Source organism: Lentzea californiensis, assembly GCF_024648825.1.
In the GTDB taxonomy this organism is placed as follows: Bacteria; Actinomycetota; Actinomycetes; order Mycobacteriales; family Pseudonocardiaceae; genus Lentzea; species Lentzea californiensis.
Map to the genome: position 1 here is coordinate 1 of NZ_JANBBE010000007.1, position 22,194 is coordinate 22,194.

A 22,194-nucleotide genomic window follows, 5' to 3' on the forward strand; every position below is an offset into this window, starting at 1 on the left:
AGGCGGGCTGGAAGCGCCCGATGATGGGCAAGACCGGGACGACCGAGGAGTACAAGTCCGCGGCCTACCTGGGAGCCACCCCCGACTACGCCGCCGCCGTCCAGGTGTTCAACGACAGCACCTCGCCCAAGGGCATCTGCATCGGCGGCGGACCGCCGCGACTGTGCCCCGAGGGCAACATCTACGGCGGCACCGTGCCCGCCGCGACCTGGTTCGACACGATGACGAAGGTGCACGCCGACCTGCCGGAGAAACCCCTGCCGCAGGTCGAGGAGCGCTATGTCCACGGCGATCCCGGGCTGACGGTGCCGGACGTCGTCGGCTCGGAGATCAGCAAGGCGTCGGCGATGCTGCGCGACGCGGGTTACCAGGTGAGGACCGTGTCCATCAGCTCACCCAAGCCGCGGGGCGCCGTGGTCGCTCAGTCGCTGCGAGGCTTCTCCCTGCGGGGCGCGCCGGTGACGCTCTCCGTCAGCAGCGGCCCCGTCCTGCCTCCCACGACGACAGCTCCGCCGGAGCCGCTTTCCCCTGCCGCGATCTTGCCGCCTCCCGCTCCTGGAGTGCCGCATCCCGGCTGACGCCCCTCGCGTTCGGCGGTGTCGTCGCGCGACCGGGCACGGACGTCTACGACCGGGACAACGACGACATCTCCTGCGAGTAGGCAGGCCGCAACATCGGCACGAACGCATCCCGGTGGACCCACGCCAGGTAGATCTCGACCACCGCGAGCACCACGGCGATCACCGCCCCGCTGGGCTCCAGCAGCAGGTGGAACCCGAAGACACCGACCACCAGCGGCGCCAGCAAAGCCAGCGCGAGCGGCACGAACCTGTTGACCAGCAACATGATCCCGGCTACCAGCTCGGCAACCTTGACCACGGGCATGACGAACCCGCTTTCGCCGAGCGCCGTGGCGAACGCGACCGCCTCGGCCGACATGCCATCGGTCGACTGCGAACCGATCCCGAACAACCCGGTGAACCCGGAGAACGCGAACAGCGCTCCGAACAACACACGCACGACAACGTTGATGTACCTGAAGGTCTTGGTCATGCGGACAATCCTCGAACCTCCAGTTTCGTAGAGGTAAAGCCCGTTCGCTCAGCGCTGAATTGTGACATCGCACGCTCGACGACAACTGAGTTCGCGATGGGTGCCCCTCAAGTGCCGGCCTGGACCACTCCCCGCCAGTTCCGCTCAGGCATTGCGAGGCAACGAATGGCACAAGAGTCCCTCGTCCACCTCATCGATGACCTGGACGGCAGCACAGCGGAGGACCTCGAGACGGTGCACTTCGGTCTTGACGGAGTGACGTACTCGATCGATCTCAGCGCGGGGAACGCAGATGACCTGCGGGCGAGACTGCGAGAGTTCGTCGCCCACGCCCGCCAGACCGGCGGCCGGCCGGGCACGGTTCACAAGCGCGCGTTCCGTCCTCGGTGATGGTCACTCCACCGCCTCTTCACGGGAGAACCTCCGCAGAGTCGGGTTCACGGTGGCGAACACCGTCAGCACCCCGCTGCCCGCGGCGCAGGTGAGGATGGCTTGCGCAGGCGTCAGGAAGTCGACCAGCACACCGCCGACGGCGGGGCCCGCGATCGCGGCGACGCCCAGCGCGACGCCCATCACGCTGCTCAGCCTGCCGCGGAGCTCGTCGGGTGTGAGGAGCAGCTGATAGGTGGTGATGGTGGTGTTCGCGGTAGGGGCCAGGAAGGCGGCGGCCGCGAAGAGCACGCCCGTGGGGATCCCTGGGTCGACGAACAGCGCGAGCGGGATCAGGGCGGTGATGACCCAGAACACGCCGACGATCGCCCGGTGCGGTCGCAGCGTCCGGTGCAGCCGCGGCGCCACCAGTGCGCCCAAGATGCCGCCGATGCCGAGCATCGCACCCATGATCCCGATCTGCCCGGCGGGCACGCCCTCCCGGTGCGCGATGGCGATCATCAGCAGGTAGAACGCCTGGAAGAACAGGTTGAGGCCGACCGCGCACAAGGCGACCACCCGCACCACCGGCTGGGTCCACACCCAGCGCAGGCCTTCGCCGATCTCGCGGTGGAAACGGCTGAAGGGCGCCGGCTCCCGCTCTCGCGGGGGAACGCGGATGAACAGCAGCGACAGGAACGTCGCCACGTGCGTCACCGCCTCCACGGCGAACGGCAGCCACCGGCCCAGGCCGAACAACACCCCGCCCAGCGCCGTGCCGGAGAGTTGCCCGAGATAGCCGCGCGCGGCGTTCATCGCGACCGCGTCCGAGAGGTGCCGCTCGGGCACGATGGCGGGCAGCACGGCCTCTTCCGCAGGCTCCGACAGGGCCCTGCAGACACCGAGCACGATGACGACCAGCACCACGTGCTCCACGCCGATGGCGTCCCACCACAGGCCGATCACCAGGACGGCCACGGCCAACGCCTGCACGGCTTCGCAGACGAGCATCACCGTTCTGCGGTTCCAGCGGTCGACCAGCGCCCCGGCGGGCAGGCCGACGACCAGCTGAGCGGCGGCGGAGGCGCCCAGCACCAGGCCGGTCGCCGCCGCGGAGTCGGTGAGCAGGAGCACCAGCAGGGGCAGCGCGATGGTCGACGCGCTCGCCCCCGCCTCGGACAGGGCCTGCCCCGCCCACAGCAGCCGGTAGTCGCGGTTGCGCGACAGCGACGTGGTCATCGGTCGCTCCGGCAGTCCGCGGCGATACCGCGCAGCGCGTCGCGGAAGTCCTCCGCCACCCGCCGCACCGTGGCCTCGTCGTGCCGGTCCGGCTGGTAGTGCCAGGTGAAGCGGAGCTCACCGGCCGCCACGCCGCCGACCACCTCCAGCAGGTGCGGTCCCCGGTCGGTCGGGTCGCCGTCCTGCCCGACGGGGTCGAGCACGGTCCGGTAGAGCCCGTCGCCGGCCTGGTCGGTGGTGCTGCCGGACTGGCCGAGGTAGTTGAACACCACCTGCGGCCCTTCACCGCGGAGACGTTCCCGTGCGTCCGGTGTGCCCAGGTGCCGCAGCGCCCCGAAGCCGAACCCGTTGCCCGGCACCGTGCGCAGCTGCCTGCGCACCGCCTTGACCACGTCGCGCCAGGTGGCGCCGTCGTCCGGCAGCGCGAGCCTGACCGGGTAGAGCGTGGTGAACCAGCCGACCGTGCGGGACAGGTCCGCGCCGAGCACGTCCTCGCGGCCGTGGCCCTCCATGTCGAGCGACACCGTTCGTTGTCCGGTGAACCGGGACAGCGCACAGGCCAGCGCGGCGAGCAGGACGTCGTTGATCCTCGTGCGGTAGACCGTGGGTGCGTCGTGCAGCAACGCGTCGGTGCTCTGCTCGTCGAGCACCACGTGCACCTCGGCCGCCGGAGTACCCGGTGCCGGCCGCTCGTGGTCGACGGGCAGCGGAGCGGCGTCGAGTGCGGCCGCCCAGTGGTCCAGCTCGTGGTCCAGCGCTCCCCCGGCGACGTGCCGGGCCAGGCCGTCCGCCCAGTCGCGGAACGACGTCGACTTCGCACCGAGGTCCACCGCCTGACCGCGGACGGCCTGCCGGTAGCCGGTGTCGAGGTCGTCGAGCAGGATCCGCCAGGACACGCCGTCCACGACGAGGTGGTGCACGGTGAGGAACAGCAGTGGCGACGGCATGTCGCCGGCGTGGAACAGCACGAACCGGTACAGCGGACCGGCGGCGAGGTCGAAGCCCGCGTGGGCCTCGTCGGCGATCTTCACCAGGTGCGCCTGCCGTTCCGGCTCCCCGATCGAGCTGAGGTCGTACCGTTCCAGCACGCCGCCCGGCTCGACCGGGGCGTTGTGCTGGCGCCACTCGCCGCCGGCGTGCTCGAACCGCATGCGCAGCGCGTCGTGGTGCGCCACCACGGCCGCCAAACCCTTTTCCAGCGCGTCCTCGTCCAGGTCCGCGGTCAGCTCCAGCAGCATGGACTGGGCGTAGTGGTGCGGCGCGACCGTGCGCGTCTCGAAGAACCAGCGCTGGATCGGCGTGAGCGGAACGTCGCCGACGACCTCGGCGGTGTCCACCGGTTCGGTCTCCAGCTCGGTGACGAACGGCGCGAGCGCCTCGATGGTCTGGTTGCGGAACAAGGACTTGGTGGTCAGTGCCAGCCCGGCCTTCCTGGCGCGGGACACCACCTGGATCACCAGGATGGAGTCACCGCCCAGCTCGAAGAAGTTGTCCCGCACCCCGACGCGGCCGGCGCCCAGCACGGCCGCCCAGATCTCGGCGAGCGCGCTCTCCACGGGCGTGCGCGGCGGTACGTGCTCACCCTCGTCACCGGCTGCGGGTTCCGGAGCGGGCAGCGCCGCCCGGTCGAGCTTGCCGTTGGGCGTCACCGGCAGGACGGACAGCGCGACGAAAGCGGACGGCACCATGTACGCGGGAAGGCGTTCGGCCAGGAACGCGCGGAGCTCGGCCGTGCCCACCTCGCTGCCGGCGACGAAGTACGCGACCAGGCGGGCGTGGCCCTGAGCGTTGTCCACGGCCACCACAGCGGCCTCGGCCACCCGCGGGTGGCGCAGGAGCGCGGACTCGACCTCGCCCGGTTCGACGCGGTGCCCGCGGATCTTGACCTGGTCGTCGATGCGGCCCAGGTACTCGAGCACGCCGTCGGCACGCCTGCGGACCAGGTCACCGGAGCGGTACATCCGCTCCCCCGGCTCGCCGAACGGGCACGCCACGAACGACGTCGCGGTGAGGCCCGGCCGGTTGAGGTAGCCCCTGGCGAGGCCGTCGCCCGCGATGCACAGTTCACCGGGCACCCCGACCGGCACCGGCCGCAGCAGGTCGTCCACGACGTAGAGCCTGTGGTTCCAGGCCGGGTGGCCGATCGGCACGGCTCCGGGCGCCAGCGGTTCGCCGGGTTCGACGCGGTGCTCCATGCAGCCGACGGTCGCCTCGGTCGGACCGTACTCGTTGACCACGGCGGCGGTCGGGTTCGCCCGCCGCCACTCGTCCACCACGGCGCCCAGCAACTGCTCGCCGCCGACGACGAGGTCACCGGTCGGTGACAGCTGCGCCGGCACGGCGGCCAGCAGGGACAGGTGGCTCGGCGTGGCCTTGAGGAACGCCGTCTGCTCCACCGGAACCGCGTCCTCGTCCAGGTCGCTCACCACGATGCGGCCGCCGGCCAGCAGCGGGCCGAACAGCGTCGTGACGGTGAGGTCGAACGAGACCGGCGAGTGCAGGACCGCCGCGCCACGCAGGCCGGGGTAGGCCTCGGTGGCCCAGGCCAGGTAGTTGACGACCGAGCGGTGCTCGACGACGACGCCCTTGGGCCGGCCGGTCGACCCGGACGTGTAGATCACGTACGCCGGGTCGCGGGTGGTCAGCGGTGCGACGCGGTCGTGGTCGCCGGGGTTGTCCTCCCGGCCGCCGGTGGTGCGCACGAGGTCCGGGGCGTCGAGGACCAGCACCGGCCGGACGTCGTCGAGCACGAACGCGACCCGGCCGGCGGGCTGGTCCGGCTCCATCGGCACGTACGCGGCGCCCGCCTTGAGCACCGCCAGCACCGCGACGAGCAGGTCCGCGGAGCGCGGCAACGAGATCGCGACGTACCGGCCGGGGCCGACGCCCTGCGCGATCAGGTTGTGCGCCAGGCGGTTGGCACGGGCGTTGAGGTCGGCGTACGTCCACTTCGCACCGTCGTCCACCACCGCGGTGGCCTCCGGAGTCCGTGCCACCTGGAGCTCGACCAGGTCCGTGATGGTGGCGTCGGGCACGGCGTGCGCCGTGTCGTTCCACGCGTGCAGGACGTTCCGGTGTTCTTCCACGTCCATCAACGGCAGGTCGGCCAACGACCGGTCGGGGTCGGCCACCGCGGCCGTCAGCAGCACGCGCAGGTGCCCGGCCATCCGTTCGACGGTCGAGGCGTCGAACAGGTCGGTGTTGTAGTTGACCGCCGCGTGCAGGGCGTCCTCGTCCTGCTGGAACTCCCACGTGAGGTCGAAGTTGGCCGCCACCACCGGCAGCGGCAGGTCCTCGATGTGCAGGCCCGGCAGGTCCGGCGAGGCGTCGGGGGTGTTCTGCAGGATCACCATCGCCTGGAACAGCGGCGTGCGGCTGGTGTCGCGGTCCGGTCGCAGCTCGTCCACCACGCGCTCGAACGGCACGTCCTGGTGGGCGAACGCGTCCAGCACGGTGCCCCGCACCTCGCCGAGGAACTCGCGGAACGAACCGCTTCCGTCCACAGTGGACCTGAGCACGAGGGTGTTGACGAAGAACCCGACCAGGCCTTCGAGCTCCGCGCGTTCACGGCCGGAGGCCACCGTGCCCACGGCGATGTCGTCCTGCCGTGACCAGCGGGCGAACAACACCTGGCACGCGGCGACCAGCGCCATGAACAGGGTTCCGTTCTGCTGGCGCGCCAACGCCTTGAGCCCGTCGGCCACCTCGGTGGGCAGCGTGAACAGGTGCACCGCACCGTGGTTCGTGCGGACCGCGGGCCTGGGCCGGTCGGTCGGCAGTTCCAGCGGGGTGACGCCGGCCAGCCGGTCCCGCCAGAACGCGAGCTGCTCGTCCGCGAGCGGTCCGGTCAGCCGTTCCCGTTGCCACGCCGCGTAGTCCGCGTACTGGATCGGCAGCTCGGGCAGGTCGCCCCCGCGGTAGAGCACGTTGAGCTCGGTGGTCAGCACGCCGTTGGACCAGCCGTCGGTCACGATGTGGTGCGCCAGCAGGAGGAGCACGTGGTCGTCCCCGGCGACGCGCAGCAGCACCGGACGCAGCAGCGGGCCACGAGCGAGGTCGAACGGCCGGGTGCTCTCCCGCGCCAGCGCCTCGTGCAGGCCGTCCTCGCCGCCGCGGACGTCGAGCACCGGCACCTCGACGCGGTGGGGCGGGTGCACGACCTGCACGCCGTGGCCGTCCACGCTGTCGAAGGTGGTGCGCAACGACTCGTGCCGCTCGACCAGCGCGGTCAGCGCCGCGTTCAGGGCGTCGACGTCGAGGTGACCGCGCAGCCGCAGGAGCGACGGCGACAGGTAGTCGGTGCTCTCCGGCTCGAACTGGTCGAGGAACCACAAGCGCTGCTGTGCGAACGACAACGGCAACCCGCCGTCGCGCGGCACCCGCGGGATGACGTCGTCCGCCGCGCCCGTCCCGGCCCCGATCGCCTGGACCAGCCGGGCGACGGTGGGCGAGCTGAACAACTCCCGCGGCGACACGGGCGCGTCCAGTTCGGCGCGCAGCCGGGACACGACCCGGATGCTGAGGATGGAGTCACCGCCCAGCTCGAAGAAGTTGTCGTCGAGCCCGACCCGCGGCACGCCCAGCACGTCGGCCCAGATGCGGCAGACCAGCTCCTCGGCCGGGGTGCGCGGGGCGCGGTAGGCCGAGACGTCGGCCCGCAGGTCCGGTGCGGGCAGGGCGCGGCGGTCCACCTTCCCGTTCGCGTTGAGCGGAATCGCGTCCAGTGCCACGAACGCCGAGGGCACCAGGTACTCGGGCAGCCGCTCGGCCAGCCACGTTCGCAGGTCCGCCTTGTCGGCACCGGTGACATAGGCGACGAGCCGCTTGTGTCCGTCGTCCTGCCGTGCGATCACCACGGCTTCGCGGACGTCGGGGTGCTGGGTCAGCACGGCTTCGACCTCGCCGGGTTCGATGCGGAAACCACGGATCTTGACCTGGTCGTCGGTCCGGCCCAGGTAGTCCAAGGTTCCGTCGGCCAGCCACCGCACGCGGTCACCGGTGCGGTACATCCGCTCACCCGGCCCACCGAAGGGATCCGCGAGGAACCGGTCAGCGGTCAGGCCAGGACGGCCGAGGTAGCCGCGGGCGAGCTGGACACCGGCCAGGTACAACTCCCCCGGCACGCCGACGGGCACCGGTCGCAGGTCCTCGTCCAGCACGTAGGCACGCGTGTTGAGCAGCGGACGACCCACCACGACAGGGGAATCGGGCGTGATGCGACAGGACAAGGCGTCCACTGTGGACTCGGTCGGGCCGTAGAAGTTGTAGCTCGCCGTACCGGGCACGTCGGCCAGCCGCCGCCACAGGTCCTCACCGATCGCCTCCCCGCCCAGCATCAGCACCTTCGGCCGGTGCTCACCGTCGAGCAATCCGGCTTCCACGAGCTGCCGCGCGTACGACGGGGTCAGGTCCAGGAAGTCGATTCGCTGATCGACCACGTACCGCACCAGCGCGGGCGGGTCGAGGCGCAGCTCGTCGTCGAACACGTGCAGCTCGTGACCGTCGGCCATCAACACGAAGCCTTCCAGCGACGTGTCGAACGAGAACACCGCCGACAAGCCTGCCCGCAACCGGCCACCGGCCGCGGCGACGAAGTCCTTGCGGTGGTTCACCAGCAGGTTCACCAGACTGCGGTGCTCGACCACCACTCCCTTGGGCCGCCCGGAGGAACCGGAGGTGTAGATGACGTAGGCGGCGTGGTCGCGGCGCACCGGAGCCAGGTCGCCGGACTCCTGGGCGTCGGACGGGGGCAGCGATCCGCGAACGACCAGCACGGGGTCCGCGTCCCGCAGCAGGAACTCCACGCGGTCGGCCGGCAGGGACGGGTCGACCGGCAGGTACACGCCACCGGCCTTCCAGATCGCCAGCAGTGCCACCACGAACTCCACCGATCGTGGCAGGGACAAGGCCACCAGCCGCTCCGGGCACACACCCGAGGCCACGAAGACCCGGGCCACCCGGTTCGCCCACGCGTTCAACTCCGCGAACGACAACGACCGGTCCCCCACCACCAGTGCGGTGGCCTCCGGCGCCGACCGCGCCCAAGCCTCGAACAGCTCCACGACCGTCGCCTCCGGCACCTCACCGGCCGTCGCGTTCCAGTCCACGAGCACCCGGTGGCGTTCCTCGCCGGTCATCAGCGGCAGCTCGGCGAGCGTCCGGTCCGGGTCGGCCGCCAGTTCTTCCAGCAGCACCACGAGGTGCGCGGCGACGCGCTCGGCGGTGCCGGCGTCGAACAGGCGCGGGTCGTAGTCCAGCTCGAGCCGCAGCCGGTCGCCGAAGTTGGCGCTGAGGGCGAGCGGGAAGCTGGTGGTGTCGGCGCCTTCGACGTCGAGGACCCGGACGCCCTGGCCGGCGTCGAGCAGGTCGTCCAGCGGGTAGTTCTCGAACACCACGGCGCTGTCGAACAACGACGCCCCCGCGGGCACGTCACTCCACGACCGCAACTCCGCCAGCGACACGAAGTCGAACCGCCGCGACTCGATCTGCGCGGCCTGCACTTCCGCCAGCCACGGCAGCACCGAGGCGTGCGGGTCGACCCGCACGCGGGTGGGGACGGTGTTGATGAACATGCCGACCATCGACCCGATCCCCGGCAGTTCCGCCGGGCGGCCGGACACCGTCGTGCCGAACACGACGTCGGACTCGCCGCTGTAGCGGGACAACAGCAACGCCCACGCGCCCTGCACCACCGTGTTGGCCGTCAGCCCGGAGGCGCGGGCGACCCGGTTCAGGCCGGCCGACCGGTCGACGTCCAGCGCCACGTGAACGGTCGCGCTGGACTCGGCGCGGTGCGCCTGGACGGGCGAGCGGTCCCACGGCAGCGAGGTCGGCGCCTCGACGCCGGCGAGCACCTGCCGCCAGTGCCGTTCGGCCGCCGCGGTGTCCTGGTCGGCCAGCCACCGCAGGTAGTCCCGGAACGGCCGCCGTGGCGCGAGTTCCGGCTCCCGGCCGCCCACGAGGGCGGTGTACTGCTCGCAGATCTCGGCCAGCACCTGCGCGAAGCTCCACCCGTCCAGCAGGACGTGGTGCGCGGTCCAGAAGAGCGTGACCTCGTCGTCGGTGAGCCTGGCGATGGCCAGACGCAGCAGCGGGGCCCTGGTGAGGTCCAGTTCCTCGCCGCCCACCGTGCTGTGCGCGGCCTCCTGGTCGTCAGCGGGCAGGTGGCGCCAGTCGTGCTGGGTGATCGGCAGGTCGACTCGCCGGCGCACGACCTGCACCGGTGCCTCGACGCCTTCCCACACCACACCGCCACGCAGCACCGGTGTGCGGTCCACGACGCGACGGCAGGCCTCCGCCAGCGCGTCCGGGTCGGACACCCCGGACAGCCGCAGCCGGAACCGGTTCGAGTACGCCGTCGAGGTGTCGTCCACCAGCGTGTGGAACAACATCCCGGTCTGCAGCGGGGTCAGCGGGTAGATGTCCTCGACGTCGTCACCGGCCAGTCGATCCACAGCCGCCTGGTCCAAGCGCGCCAACGGGAAGTCCGACGGCGTGCGGCCACCGGCACCCGGCTCGGCGCAGTGCGCCACGATCTCGGCCAACCCGTCGAGCACCGCATCGGCCACGGTGCGCACGGTCGACTCGTCGTGGAGGTGTTCGGAGTAGAACCAGGAAAGGACCAGTTCGCCGTCCTCCACACCGCCCACCACGTCGAGCTGGAACGGGCGCGTGCTGTCCGTGGCGTCGGCTGCCGGGGTGTCCAGCCGGGCGCGCACCAAGCCCTCCTCGGCTGCGGTCACGTCCCACCGGCCGTGGTAGTTGAAGCTGACCGGTGGCAGCGCGGTCCCGGCGAGATCGCCGGCCGAACCGAGCTGGCGCAACGCCTCGAACCCGAAACCCCGGCCGGGTACGGCCCGCAGCTGCTCCTTCACCGACTTGAGCACCGCGCCCCAGTCGCCGGCCGGCACGGTGAGCGCCACCGGGTACTGGGTGGTGAACCAGCCGACCGTGCGTGAGACGTCGGCGCCGTCGAGCACGTCCTCACGGCCGTGACCCTCCATGGTGACCGCGACGCGGTCCCGCCCGGTCCACTCCGACAGTGCGCGGCCGAGCGCGCTGAGCAGCACGTCGTTGACCTGCGTGCGGTAGGCGTCCGGCACGCGGTGCAGCAACGCGTCGGTACGCTCGCGGTCCAGTCGCACCGACACCACCCGCGTCGAACCCGCGGTGTTGGGTCCACCGCGGTCCACCGGTACCTCGCCCGCCGCGTCGAGTGCGGCGGTCCAGTGCGGCAGTTCGCCGTCGAACGCACCCGACCGCACGTGCTCCGTCAGCCGGTGCGCCCACTGGGTGAACCGGGTGCCGACCGGCGCCAGGTCGATCCGCTCGCCCGCCACGGCCTGGCGGTAGGCGGTCTCCAGGTCACCGAGCAAGATTCGCCAGGACACGCCATCCATGACGAGGTGGTGGACTACAAGGAACAGCCGCCTTCCGGAGAACAGCAGTGCGCGCATCACCGGGCCGTGGGTGATGTCCAATCCAGCCTGGGCGGCCGTGATCACCGCTTGTTCGTCCACTGTGGACGGATGGTGCTCCAGTTCGACCGCGGTGTCGGTGACGTCCTGCACCCAGTCGCCGTCCACGTGTGTGAAGCGGGTGCGCAGACCTTCGTGGTGCGCCACAACCGCGTTCAGGGCAACCGCCAGCGCCACCGGGTCGGCGTCCTCTGCCAGTTCCAGGTGCATCGACATGGTGAAGTGGTGCGGGTCGCCGGAGTTCGAGTCGAGGTACCAGCGCTGGATCGGCGTGAGCGGTGCCGGTCCGGCGATCTGCGGCAGCTCGGCCGCAGCCGGAACGCGGGTGCGGACGACGGTGGCCAGCTCGGCGATGGTCTGGTGGGTGAACACGTCCTTGGTGACCAGTTCCAGGCCTGCCTGACGGGCCCGGGACACGATCTGGATGCTCAGAATCGAGTCGCCGCCCAGGCCGAAGAAGTTGTCGTGCACGCCGACGCGGTCCACGCGCAGCGCCTCGGCCCAGATCCGCGCCAGCTCGCGTTCCGCGGCGGTGCGCGGCGGCACGAAGTCCTGCCCGTGCCCGGCGGTCGCGCCGGGCGCCGGCAGTGCGCGCCGGTCGACCTTGCCGCTGTCGGTCTTGGGCAGCTCGTCGAGCAGCACGAACAGCGACGGCACCAGGTAGTCCGGCAGCCGCTGCTTCAACCGCGTGCGCAGGTCGTCCGCGTCGGCCGCGCCCACGACGTAACCGACGAGGCGGTGCGTGCCCGGCTCGAGCTCCTGGGCCACCACCACGGCCTCCACCACCTCGGGCAGGCCGAGCAGAGCGGCCTCGACCTCGCCCGGTTCGACGCGGTAGCCGCGGATCTTGACCTGGTCGTCGGCCCGGCCGCGGTACTCCAGCACGCCGCCGGCGGTCCACCTGGCCAGGTCGCCGGTGCGGTACATCCGGCTGCCGGGCGACCCGAACGGGTCGGCGGTGAACCGGTCTGCGGTCAGGCCCGGCCGGTGCAGGTAGCCGCGGGTCACCTGGTCGCCCGCCAGGTGCAGCTCGCCGGGCACGCCGACCGGCTGGGGCCGCAGCCCGGCGTCGAGCACGTAGGCACGCAGGCCCTGACCCGGCGTGCCGATCACCGGCCGGTCCCGGTCGGTGATCTCCGTCCACACCGAGTCCACCGTGCACTCGGTGGGACCGTAGAGGTTGAACGCGGTGACGCCGTCGGCCTCGGCCAGCGCACGCCACAACGGTTCGCCGACGGCCTCGCCGCCCAGCGCGATCAGACGCGGCCGGTGCGCCAGCAACCCTTCCGGCAGGAGCTGCTGCAGGTACGACGGCGTGCAGCTGAGGAAGTCGATCCGCTGCCGCGCGACGTACTCGACCACGGCCCGCGGGTCGAGCAGGACGGAGTTGCCGAGCAGGTGCAGCTCGTGGCCCGCGGCGAGCAGGAGCAGCCCCTCCCAGGAGGCGTCGAAGGTGTAGGCGGCAGTGGCTATGCCACGCAAGATCACGCCGTCATCGGGCAGCAGGCGGGCGTGGTGGTCGGCGACGAGCGCGGCGAGGTTGCGGTGCTCGACCACGACGCCCTTGGGACGGCCGGTGGAGCCGGACGTGTAGATCACGTACGCGGCGTGCTCCGGCCGCAGCGGTGCCGTGCGGTCGGCATCGGCCGGGTCGGTGGCGGGCCGGGCGGCCACGGCGGGGTCGTCCAGCCGCACGAGCGGCAGCCCGCCGCACACGTTGTCGTCCGCGGCCACCACCAGCACCGGCCGGGCGTCGTCGAGCACCCAGGTGATCCGCTCGGCCGGGTGCTCCGGGTCGAGCGGCAGGTACGCGCCGCCCGCCTTGAGCACGGCCAGCACGGCGAACACCATTTCGGCCGACCGGGGCAGCGCCAGCGCCACCAGCGACTCAGGCCCGACGCCCTGGGCGATCAGGTGGTGGGCGATGCGGTTGGCGTGGGCGTTGACCTCCGCGAAGGTCCACGACCGGCCACCGTCGACCAGACCCGTCGCATCAGGCGTGCAGCCGGCGCAGTTTTGGAAGACCTCGTGATAGGCCGGTGCCGGACCGGTGGTGCCAGTGTCGTTCCACTCCTCCAGCACGTGCCGCAGCTCGTCGTCGGTGAGCAGCGGCAGGTCGGCCACGGGACGGCCGGGGTCGGCGGTCGCGCCGTCGAGCAGCACGCCGACGTGCGCGACCATCCGCTCGGCCGTGGCAGCGTCGAACAGAGCGGTGTCGTAGGTCAGCACCGCTTCCAGGCGGTCGTCGACCTCCTGGAACTGGAACGACACGTCGAAGCCGGCCGCGACCGACGGCGGCGGGATCTCCTCGACGCGCAGGCCGGGCAGCCGCGGTTCGTCGTCGGTGATGTTCTGCAGTACGACCATCGCCTGGAACAGCGGGGTGCGGCTGGGGTCGCGCACGGGGTGCACCTCGTCCACGACCCGCTCGAACGGCACGTCCTGGTGGGCGAAGGCGTCCAGCACCGTCTCCCTGACCTGGCCCAGCAGAGGCCCGAAGCCCCGGTGGGGGTCGACGTCCGCGCGCAGCACCAGCGTGTTGACGAAGAACCCGACCAGGCCCTCCAGCTCGGTGCGGTCGCGGCCGGAGACGACCGTGCCGACGGCGACGTCCCGCTGTCCCGACCACCGGGCGAACAGCACCTGGCACGCGGCGAGCAGTGCCATGAACAGCGTGCCGTCTTGCTGACGGGCCAGTGCCTTGAGCCGGTCGGTGACCTCGGCGGGCACCTGGAAATGCACCAGCGCGCCCTGTTTGCCGCGGACAGCCGGCCGAGGCCGGTCGGTGGGCAGCTCCAGCGGCCGCACGCCGTCGAGCGCACGCCGCCAGTGGGCCAGGTGCTCCTCCAGCGCCTCCTCCGTGGACGCGTTGCGTTGCCACACCGCGTAGTCGGCGTACTGGAGGGGCAGCAGCGGGAGCTTCGCGTCCCTGCCGTACGTCGCGGCCTCGTAGCAGGCGCCCAGCTCACCGAGCAGCACGCCGTTGGACCAGCCGTCGGTGACGATGTGGTGCAGTACCAGGGAAAACACGTGGTCGTCAGCGCCCAGACGGGCCAGCAGCACCCGCACCAGCGGGCCACGCCGCAGGTCGAACGGCGTGGTCGTCTCGCGGGTCAGGACGTGTGACAACTCCTCTTCGGACACGTCGAGCACCGGCACCTCGACCGGGCTGGGCGGGTGCACGACCTGCACACCACGTCCGTCGACGGTCTCGAAGGTGGTGCGCAACGACTCGTGCCGCGCGACCAACGCGGTCAGCGCCGCGTTCAGCGCACCGACGTCGAGCTGACCGCGCAGCCGCAGGATCGACGGCGTCAGGTACTCCACGCCACCGGGTTCGAACTCGTCGAGGAACCACAGCCGCTGCTGCGCGAACGACAGCGGCAGTCCGCCGTCACGGGGCACCACGGGGATCTCGGCCAGCCGGGCCTCTGCAGACTCCGCGACCAGTGCGGCGATCCCGGCGACGGTGGGGTGGCTGAACAGGGCGCGCGGCGACATCTCCACGTCGAACGCGGCCCGCAGCCGGGAGATCACCCGGATGCTGAGGATCGAGTCGCCACCGAGCTCGAAGAAGTTGTCCCGCACACCGATGCCCGGCACGCCCAGCACCTCGGACCAGATGACCGCCACGTCGCGCTCCACGTCCGTGCGCGGTGCCACGTGCTCGGTGCGAGCCGAGGTGAAGTCGGGCGCGGGCAGGGCGCGGCGGTCGACCTTTCCGTTGGCGTTGAGCGGGATCGCGTCCAGTGCCACGAACGCCGAGGGCACGAAGTAGTCGGGCAGCCGTTCCGCCAGCCACACCCGCAGGTCCGCCTTCCCGGCACCGGTGACGTAGGCGACGAGCCGCTGATGCCCGTCGTCCTGGCGGGCGATCACCACGGCTTCGTCGACGCCGGGGTGCTGGGTCAGCACGGCCTCGACCTCGCCGGGTTCGATGCGGTAGCCCCTGATCTTGACCTGGTCGTCGGTGCGGCCCAGGTAGTCCACGGTGCCGTCGGCCAGCCACCGCGCCCGGTCACCGGTGCGGTACATGCGCTCACCCGGTCCGCCGAAGGGGTCGGCGAGGAACCGGTCCGCGGTCAGACCCGCACGGCCGAGGTAGCCGCGTGCGAGCTGCGCACCGGCCAGGTACAGCTCCCCCGGCACGCCAACGGGCACAGGCCGCAAGTCCTCGTCCAGCACGTAAGCCCGCAGGTTGCGCAGCGGCCGTCCCACGACCGGGCGCCCGTCACCGGCGATCCGGCAGGACAGCGCGTCCACTGTGGACTCGGTCGGACCGTAGAAGTTGTAGCTCGCGGTACCCGGCACGTCGGCCAGCCGCCGCCACAGGTCCTCACCGATCGCTTCCCCGCCCAGCATCAACACCTTCGGCCGGTGCTCACCGTCGAGCAACCCGGCCTCCACCAACTGCCGCGCGTACGACGGGGTCAGGTCCATGAAGTCGATATGCCGGTCCACGACGTAGGCCACCAACGCGGACGGGTCGAGCCGCACGTCGTCGTCCAGCACGTGTAACTCGTGACCGTCGGCCAGCAACACCAGGCCTTCCAGCGACGTGTCGAACGAGAAGACCGCCGACAACGCCACCCGCAACCGGTCGCCCCGGACGAAACCCTCGCGGTGGGCCACCAGCAGGTTCACCAGACTGCGGTGCTCGACCACCACTCCCTTGGGCCGCCCGGTCGAACCGGACGTGTAGATCACGTAGGCCGCGTGCTCCGCGCCGACGGGCTTCAGGTCGCCTGAGCCGTAGTCGTCGGCCGCGGGCAGCGCGTCACGCACGACCAGCACGGGTTCCGCGTCCCGCAACAGGAACCCCACGCGGTCGGCCGGCAACGACGGGTCGACCGGCAGGTACACACCACCGGCCTTCCAGATCGCCAGCAACGCCACCACGAACTCCACCGACCGCGGCAACGACAACGCCACCAGCCGCTCCGGACCCACACCCGACGCCACAAAAGCCCGCGCCACCCGGTTCGCCCACGCGTTCAACTCCGCGAACGACAACGACCGATCCCCCACCACCAACGCGGTGGCTTCCGGCATCGACCGCACACGCGCCTCGAACAGGTCCATGACCGTCGCCTCCGGCACCTCACCGGCCGTGGCGTTCCAGTCCACGACCACCTGGCGGCGTTCGTCGTCGGTCATGAGCGGCAGTTCCGACACCGTTCGCCCGGAGTCGGCGGCGATGGCGTCGACGAGCAGGAGCAGGCGGTCGGCGAGGTTCCGGGCCGTGTCAGCGTCGAACAGGTGCGGGTCATAGGCGAGGTCGAGGTGGAGCCGCTCGTCGAGAACGGCGCTGAGGGTGAGCGCGAAGCTGGTCGTGTCGCGTGCCCGCACATCGGTCGCCTGGATGCCGCCGACCTCGGTGACGTCGTTGAGCGGGTAGTTCTCGAACACCACGGCGCTGTCGAACAACGACGCCCCCGCGGGCACGTCACTCCACGACCGCAGCTCCGCCAGCGACACGAAGTCGAACCGCCGCGACTCGGTCTGCGCGGCCTGCAGGTCCCGCAGCCAGGTCGCGGTGTCGGCGTCGGCGCGCACGGTGACCCTGGCCGGCACGGTGTTGATGAACAGGCCGACCATCTGCTCGACGCCCGGCAGTTCGCCGGGGCGGCCGGAGACGGTCGTGCCGAACACGACGTCGGACTCGCCGCTGTAGCGGGACAGCAGCAACGCCCACGCGCCCTGCACCACGGTGTTGACCGTGAGGCCGTGGCTGCGGGCGGTGCGGCGCAACCGGTCGGTCTGCTCGGCTGTGAGCGCCACGGGAACCACCGTGGAGGACTCGGTGGCGTGGTCGCGCGCGGGTGTGCGGTCGTAGGGCAGCGCGGTGGACGCGGAGAAGCCCGCCAGCACCTCGCGCCAGTGCCGTTCGGCCTCGGACCGGTCCTGCGCGTCCAGCCAACGCAGGTAGTCGCGGAACGGCCGTCGCGTGACCACCTCCGGCGCGCGGCCCTCGGTGATCGCCCGGTACTGCTCGCACACCTCGGCGAAGACCTGCGCGAGGCTCCACCCGTCGAGCAGCACGTGGTGGAACGTCCAGACGAGCAGCACCTCGTCGTCGGAAAGCCGGACCAGGTCGATCCGCATCAGCGGCGCGCGACGCAGGTCGAGGCCTTGCGCCGCCAGCACGTCCAGTTCGCGTTCGCGGTCCTCTTCGGACAGCTCGCGCCAGTCGTGGAACGAGCAGGGCAGGTCCACCAGGGACCGGACGACCTGGACCGGCCGTTCGACGCCTTCCCAGACCAGCGCGCCGCGCAGCACCGGCGTGCGGTCGACGACGCGTTGCCACGCGGTGGCGAGGGCCCGCTCGTCACCGACACCGGTCAACCGCAGGCGCACCTGGTCGAAGTAGGCGGTGGACGACGGGTCGGCCAGGCCGTGGAACAGCATCCCCTCCTGCAGCGGGGTCAGCGGGTAGACGTCCTCGACCTCGTCACCCGCCCCGACCAGCCGGTCCACAGCGGCCTGGTCCAAGCGCGCCAACGGGAAGTCCGACGGCGTACGACCACCGGCACCCGGCTCGGCGCAGTGCGCCACGATCTCCGCCAACCCGCGCACCACCGCATCGGCGACGGCCCGCACGGTCGACTCGTCGTGCACGCGCCCGGAGTACAGCCAGGTGAGCTCGAGACGACCGTTCTCCACCAGGCCGACGACGTCGATCAGGTACGCGCGGGCGTTGCCGGGAGCGGTGTCCCGGCCGAGCGGGGCGCACCGAGCCCGGTAGAGCCCGTCGTCGCCGGCCGCGACGTCCCACTGGCCGTGGTAGTTGAAGCTGATCAGCGGGTGCGGGTCGTCCCGCAGGGCGGCCGCCGGGGAGTCCGGGGCGGCCAGGTAACGCAGTGCCGCATAGCTTTGACCGCGGCGCGGCAGCGCGCGCACCTGCTCCTTGACGGACTTCAGCACACCGCCCCACTCCCCCGCGGGCACCTGCAGGGCGAGGGGGAACTGGCTGGTGAACCAGCCGACGGTGCGGGACACGTCGAGGTCGTCGGGCACGTCCTCGCGCCCGTGGCCCTCCAGGCCGACGAGCACGCGGTCGCGGCCGGTCCAGTCGGCCAGCGCCCGGCCGAGCGCGCTGAGCAGCACGTCGTTGACCTGCGTGCGGTAGACGCCCGGAACCTGGTGCAGCAGCGCGTCCGTTTCGGCGCGGTCCAGCCGCACGGTGACCGCCCGGACGTCCTCGGCCGGATCGCCCTCGCGGTCCACGGGGAGGTCGGCGGGAGCTGACGCGGCGAAGCCGGCCCAGTGGTCGAGGTCGGCGTCCAGTTCGCCCGCGTGCACGCGGTCGGCCAGGCGGCGAGCCCACGTGGCGAACGCGGTGGTCACGGGCTCCAGCGCGACCGGTTCGCCACGCGTCACCTGGTGGTAGGCGGTCTCGAGGTCGTCGAGCAACACGCGCCAGGACACGCCATCTACGACGAGGTGGTGCACGGTCAGGAACAACCGCGAGCGGCCTTCTCCCAGGCGGAACAGGAGAGCCCGCACGAGCGGGCCCGCGGCGAGGTCGAGGCTCGACCGGGCGGCGAGTGCCTCGGCCTGCGCGGTCTCCTCGTCCAGCCCTGACAGGTCGCGCACCCGCAGCACACCGGTCGGCGCGGTGGGTGCGACGTCCTGGACCCACCGGTCGCCATCGCGGGTGAAACGGGCGCGCAGCGCGTCGTGATGCGCCACGACGGCGTCCACGGCGGTGGCCAGCGCCTGCTCGTCGAGGCCGGGGGCCAGCTCCACGTGGGTGGACATGGTGAAGTGGTGCGGACTCGCGGGCGCGGTGTCGAAGAACCACTCCTGGATCGGCGTCAGCGGCGCGGGCCCCGCGACGGGGGCGTCCGGCGCGCGGTCGACGACCGCCGTCACGGCCGTGGCGAGCTCGGCGACCGTGGGGTGCAGGAAGACGTCCTTGGACGACAACCGCAGTCCGGCCCGGCGAGCGCGGGCGACGAGCTGGATGCTGAGGATGGAGTCGCCGCCCAGCTCGAAGAAGTTGTCCTCGATCCCCACGCGGTCGACGCGCAGCACCTCGGCCCAGACGCGGGCCAGCTCCCGTTCGACGGGCGTGGTGGGCTCGACGTGGCGGGCCGCGCCGTCCGGGCGGGCCTCGGGTGCGGGCAGCGCGCGGCGGTCGACCTTCCCGTTGCCGCTCAGCGGAAGCGCGTCCAGCGCCACGAACGCCGACGGCACCATGTAGTCAGGCAGTTCGCGGGTGAGCCACGTGCGCAGTTCGGCGTGCTCCGGGACGGTGTCCACCGTGGGCACGAGGTAGGCGACCAGCTGCTTGCGGCCGTCGTCGGCGCGGGCGACGGTGATCGACTGGGCGATGCCGGGGTGGCGCACGAGCAGGGCGTCGATCTCACCGGTCTCGACGCGGAAGCCGCGGATCTTGACCTGGTCGTCGGTACGGCCGACGAACTCCACCACCCCGTGCGCGCGCCACCGGGCGACGTCACCGGTGCGGTACATGCGGGAGCCGGGCGGGCCGAAGGGGTCGGGCAGGAAGCGCTCGGCGGTCAGACCGGGCTGTCCGAGGTAGCCGCGGGCCACGCCGGCGCCCGCGAGGAACAGTTCGCCGGGCACGCCCACGGGCACCGGCCGCAGCCCTTCGTCCAGCACGTAGGCGGCCATGCCGTCGAGCGGGCGGCCGATGGGGATCACGTCGGGCACGGCGTCCGTCATCGGGAACGACGTGGCGAACGTCGTCGTCTCGGTCGGGCCGTAGCCGTCGACCACGGTCAGGCCGGGGCACGCGTCGAGCACACCGCGCACGGCCGCGGCGGGCACCACGTCACCGCCGGTCCACACCTCGCGCAGCCCGGCGAACGCCTCGGGCGCCTCGTGGGCGACGAGCCGGAAAAGTCCTGCGGTCAACCAGATCGCGGTCACACCGTGCGCGACAGCGTGCCGGATCGCGTCGGCGTCCACGTCGCCCGGACGTGCGACGACGACCTGGCCGCCGCGCAGCAACGGCACCCACAGCTCATAGGTGGAGGCGTCGAACGCCGACGGCGAGTGCAGCAGCACGCGGTCATGCGCGCCGCCGTCGAAGCGGGAGTCCAGCGCCAGCGCCACCACGTCGCGGTGCCGCACGGCCACGCCCTTGGGCGTACCGGTGGACCCCGAGGTGTGCATGACGTAGGCGAGCTGGTCAGGGTGCACCACCACCGCGGGATCGGCCGCACCGGACCGGTCGCCGTCGAGCAGCAGAATCTGTCCGGCGTGGACGGACGCGGCCACCTTCTCGTTCGCGGAATCGGTGATGAGGACCGTGATCCCGGAGTCGGCGAGCACGCGCTTCATCCGCTCGGCCGGAGCGCGGCCGTCGAGCGGCACGTACGCCGCGCCGGCCTTGACCACGGCCAGTTCGGCGACGACCAGGTCGGCGGACCGCTCTACGAGCAGCCCCACCGGGTCCTCCGGCCGCACGCCGAGGCCGATCAACCGGCGGGCGAGCCGGTTGGCCCTCGCGTCCAGCTCGGAGTAGGTGAGGACCACGTCGTCGGAGAGGACCGCGGCTGCGTCCGGCGTTCGGCGCACCTGCTCGGCGAACAGGCCGGAGATCGTGCCCTCGACTGGCGCGCGACGGGCGTCGTTCCAGCCCACCAGGACCTGGTCGCGTTCGGCGTCCGACAGCCACGGCAGTTCGCCCAGGGGCCGGCTCGGTCCGGTCGCCACGCCGTCGAGCAACCGCACGAGGTGGTCGGCGAAGCGCTCGACCGTGGTGGCGTCGAACAGGTCGGTGTTGTACTCCACCAGACCTTCCAGGAGGCCGTCCCGCTCCTGGAACTCGATGGTCAGGTCGAAGATGGCGTCGCGGCGGGACAGCCCGACCCGTTCGACCTCCAGGCCCGGCAGCCGCGGCGGGGTGCCCTCGGCGTTCTGCAGCAGCACCATCACGTCGAACAACGGGTTGCGGCTGACGTCGCGGTCCTTGCGCACGGCATCGACCAGGTGCTCGAGCGGGACCTCGTCGTGGGCGAACGCCTCCTTGACGTTCTCCTTGACCTGGTCCAGGAACTCGGTGAAGCCGACCCGGCTGTCCACTGTGGATCTCAGCACGACGGTGTTGACGAAGAAACCGACCAGCCGTTCCAGGCCAGGCCGGCCGCGACCGGTGGTCACGGTGCCCACGGCCACGTCGTCCTGCCCGGCGTAGCGGGCCAGCAACGCCTGACATCCGGCCAGCAGCACGGAGTACAGGATCGTGCCGCGCTCGTGGGCCAGCTCGCGCAGCGCCGCGGTGGTCGGGGCGGGAACGGTGAACGGGTGCGCCGCGCCGTTGGCGGTGCGCACCGGCGGCCGGGGCCGGTCGGTCGGCAGCTCCAGCGGGGTGGTGCCGGTCAGCCGCCGCGTCCAGTGGTCGAGCTGGCCGCGCAACGCGTCACCGGAGAGCCGTTCCCGTTGCCAGGCGGCGAAGTCCGCGTACTGCAGAGGCAGGGCGGGCAGCGCCGCCTCCCGTCCCTCGACCGCCGCGCCGTACAGCTCACCCAGTTCCTCGGTCAGCACACCCATCGACCAGCCGTCGGTGACGACGTGGTGCGCGGTGACCAGCAGCACGTGCTCCGCCTCGGCGAGCCGCACCAGCAGCGCCCGCACCAGCGGGCCGCGGCGCAGCTCGAAGGGGCGGGAGTACTCCTCGGTCAGCAGCTCGTCCAGTGCGCCGGGGTCGCGGGACTCGACGACGGGCACGGCGAGGTCGAACGGCGGGTGCACGACCTGCACGCCGACGCCGTCGACCTCGTCGAGCGTCGTGCGCAGCGATTCGTGGCGTGCCACCAGACCGTTCAGCGCCGCGGTCAGCGCGGGCATGTCCAGCCGCCCGGTCAGGCGCAGGGACAAAGCGCTGTTGTAGCCGGAGCCGCCGGGCTGGAAGCTGTCGAGGAACCACAGGCGCTGCTGGGGGAACGACAACGGCAACGGCTGCGATCGGTCGGCCGGCCTGATGGCGTCGGCCTGTTCGGAGCGGCCGGAGAGGCGGCGGCGCATCTGCTCCCGCAGGTGCGGGGGCAGTGCGGCGATGCGGTCCTCGATCGACGACGACATG

General features: G+C 71.9%; 4 protein-coding genes and 1 pseudogene. 2 read left to right on the forward strand and 3 right to left on the reverse strand.

Features of this window, described 5'->3' with window-relative positions:
• A partial coding sequence (locus tag LX88_RS24550) for a PASTA domain-containing protein (protein ID WP_258950174.1) occupies nt 1-578 on the forward strand: 578 nt, incomplete at its 5' end.
• A gap of 46 nt (nt 579-624) precedes the next feature.
• On the opposite strand, the gene LX88_RS24555 is transcribed toward LX88_RS24550, so the two are convergent.
• On the reverse strand, nt 625-1,053 hold the full coding sequence (locus tag LX88_RS24555) for a DoxX family membrane protein (protein WP_258950175.1): 429 nt from the start codon (nt 1,051-1,053) through the stop codon (nt 625-627).
• Nucleotides 1,054-1,218: 165 nt separating this feature from the next.
• Here LX88_RS24555 and LX88_RS24560 point away from each other — a divergent pair.
• A pseudogene (locus tag LX88_RS24560) lies at nt 1,219-1,404 on the forward strand (histone-like nucleoid-structuring protein Lsr2); the annotation flags it as partial.
• A 42-nt stretch (nt 1,405-1,446) separates the two neighbouring features.
• On the opposite strand, the gene LX88_RS24565 reads toward LX88_RS24560, so the two are convergent.
• Complete coding sequence (locus LX88_RS24565; RefSeq protein ID WP_258950176.1) at nt 1,447-2,661, reverse strand: MFS transporter; 1,215 nt, start codon at nt 2,659-2,661, stop codon at nt 1,447-1,449.
• Nucleotides 2,658-22,193, reverse strand: a complete 19,536-nt coding sequence (locus LX88_RS24570; protein ID WP_258950177.1) for a non-ribosomal peptide synthase/polyketide synthase — start codon at nt 22,191-22,193, stop codon at nt 2,658-2,660. Before LX88_RS24570 ends, LX88_RS24565 begins: the two co-directional genes overlap by 4 nt.
• Between the last annotated feature and the right edge of the window lies 1 nt (nt 22,194).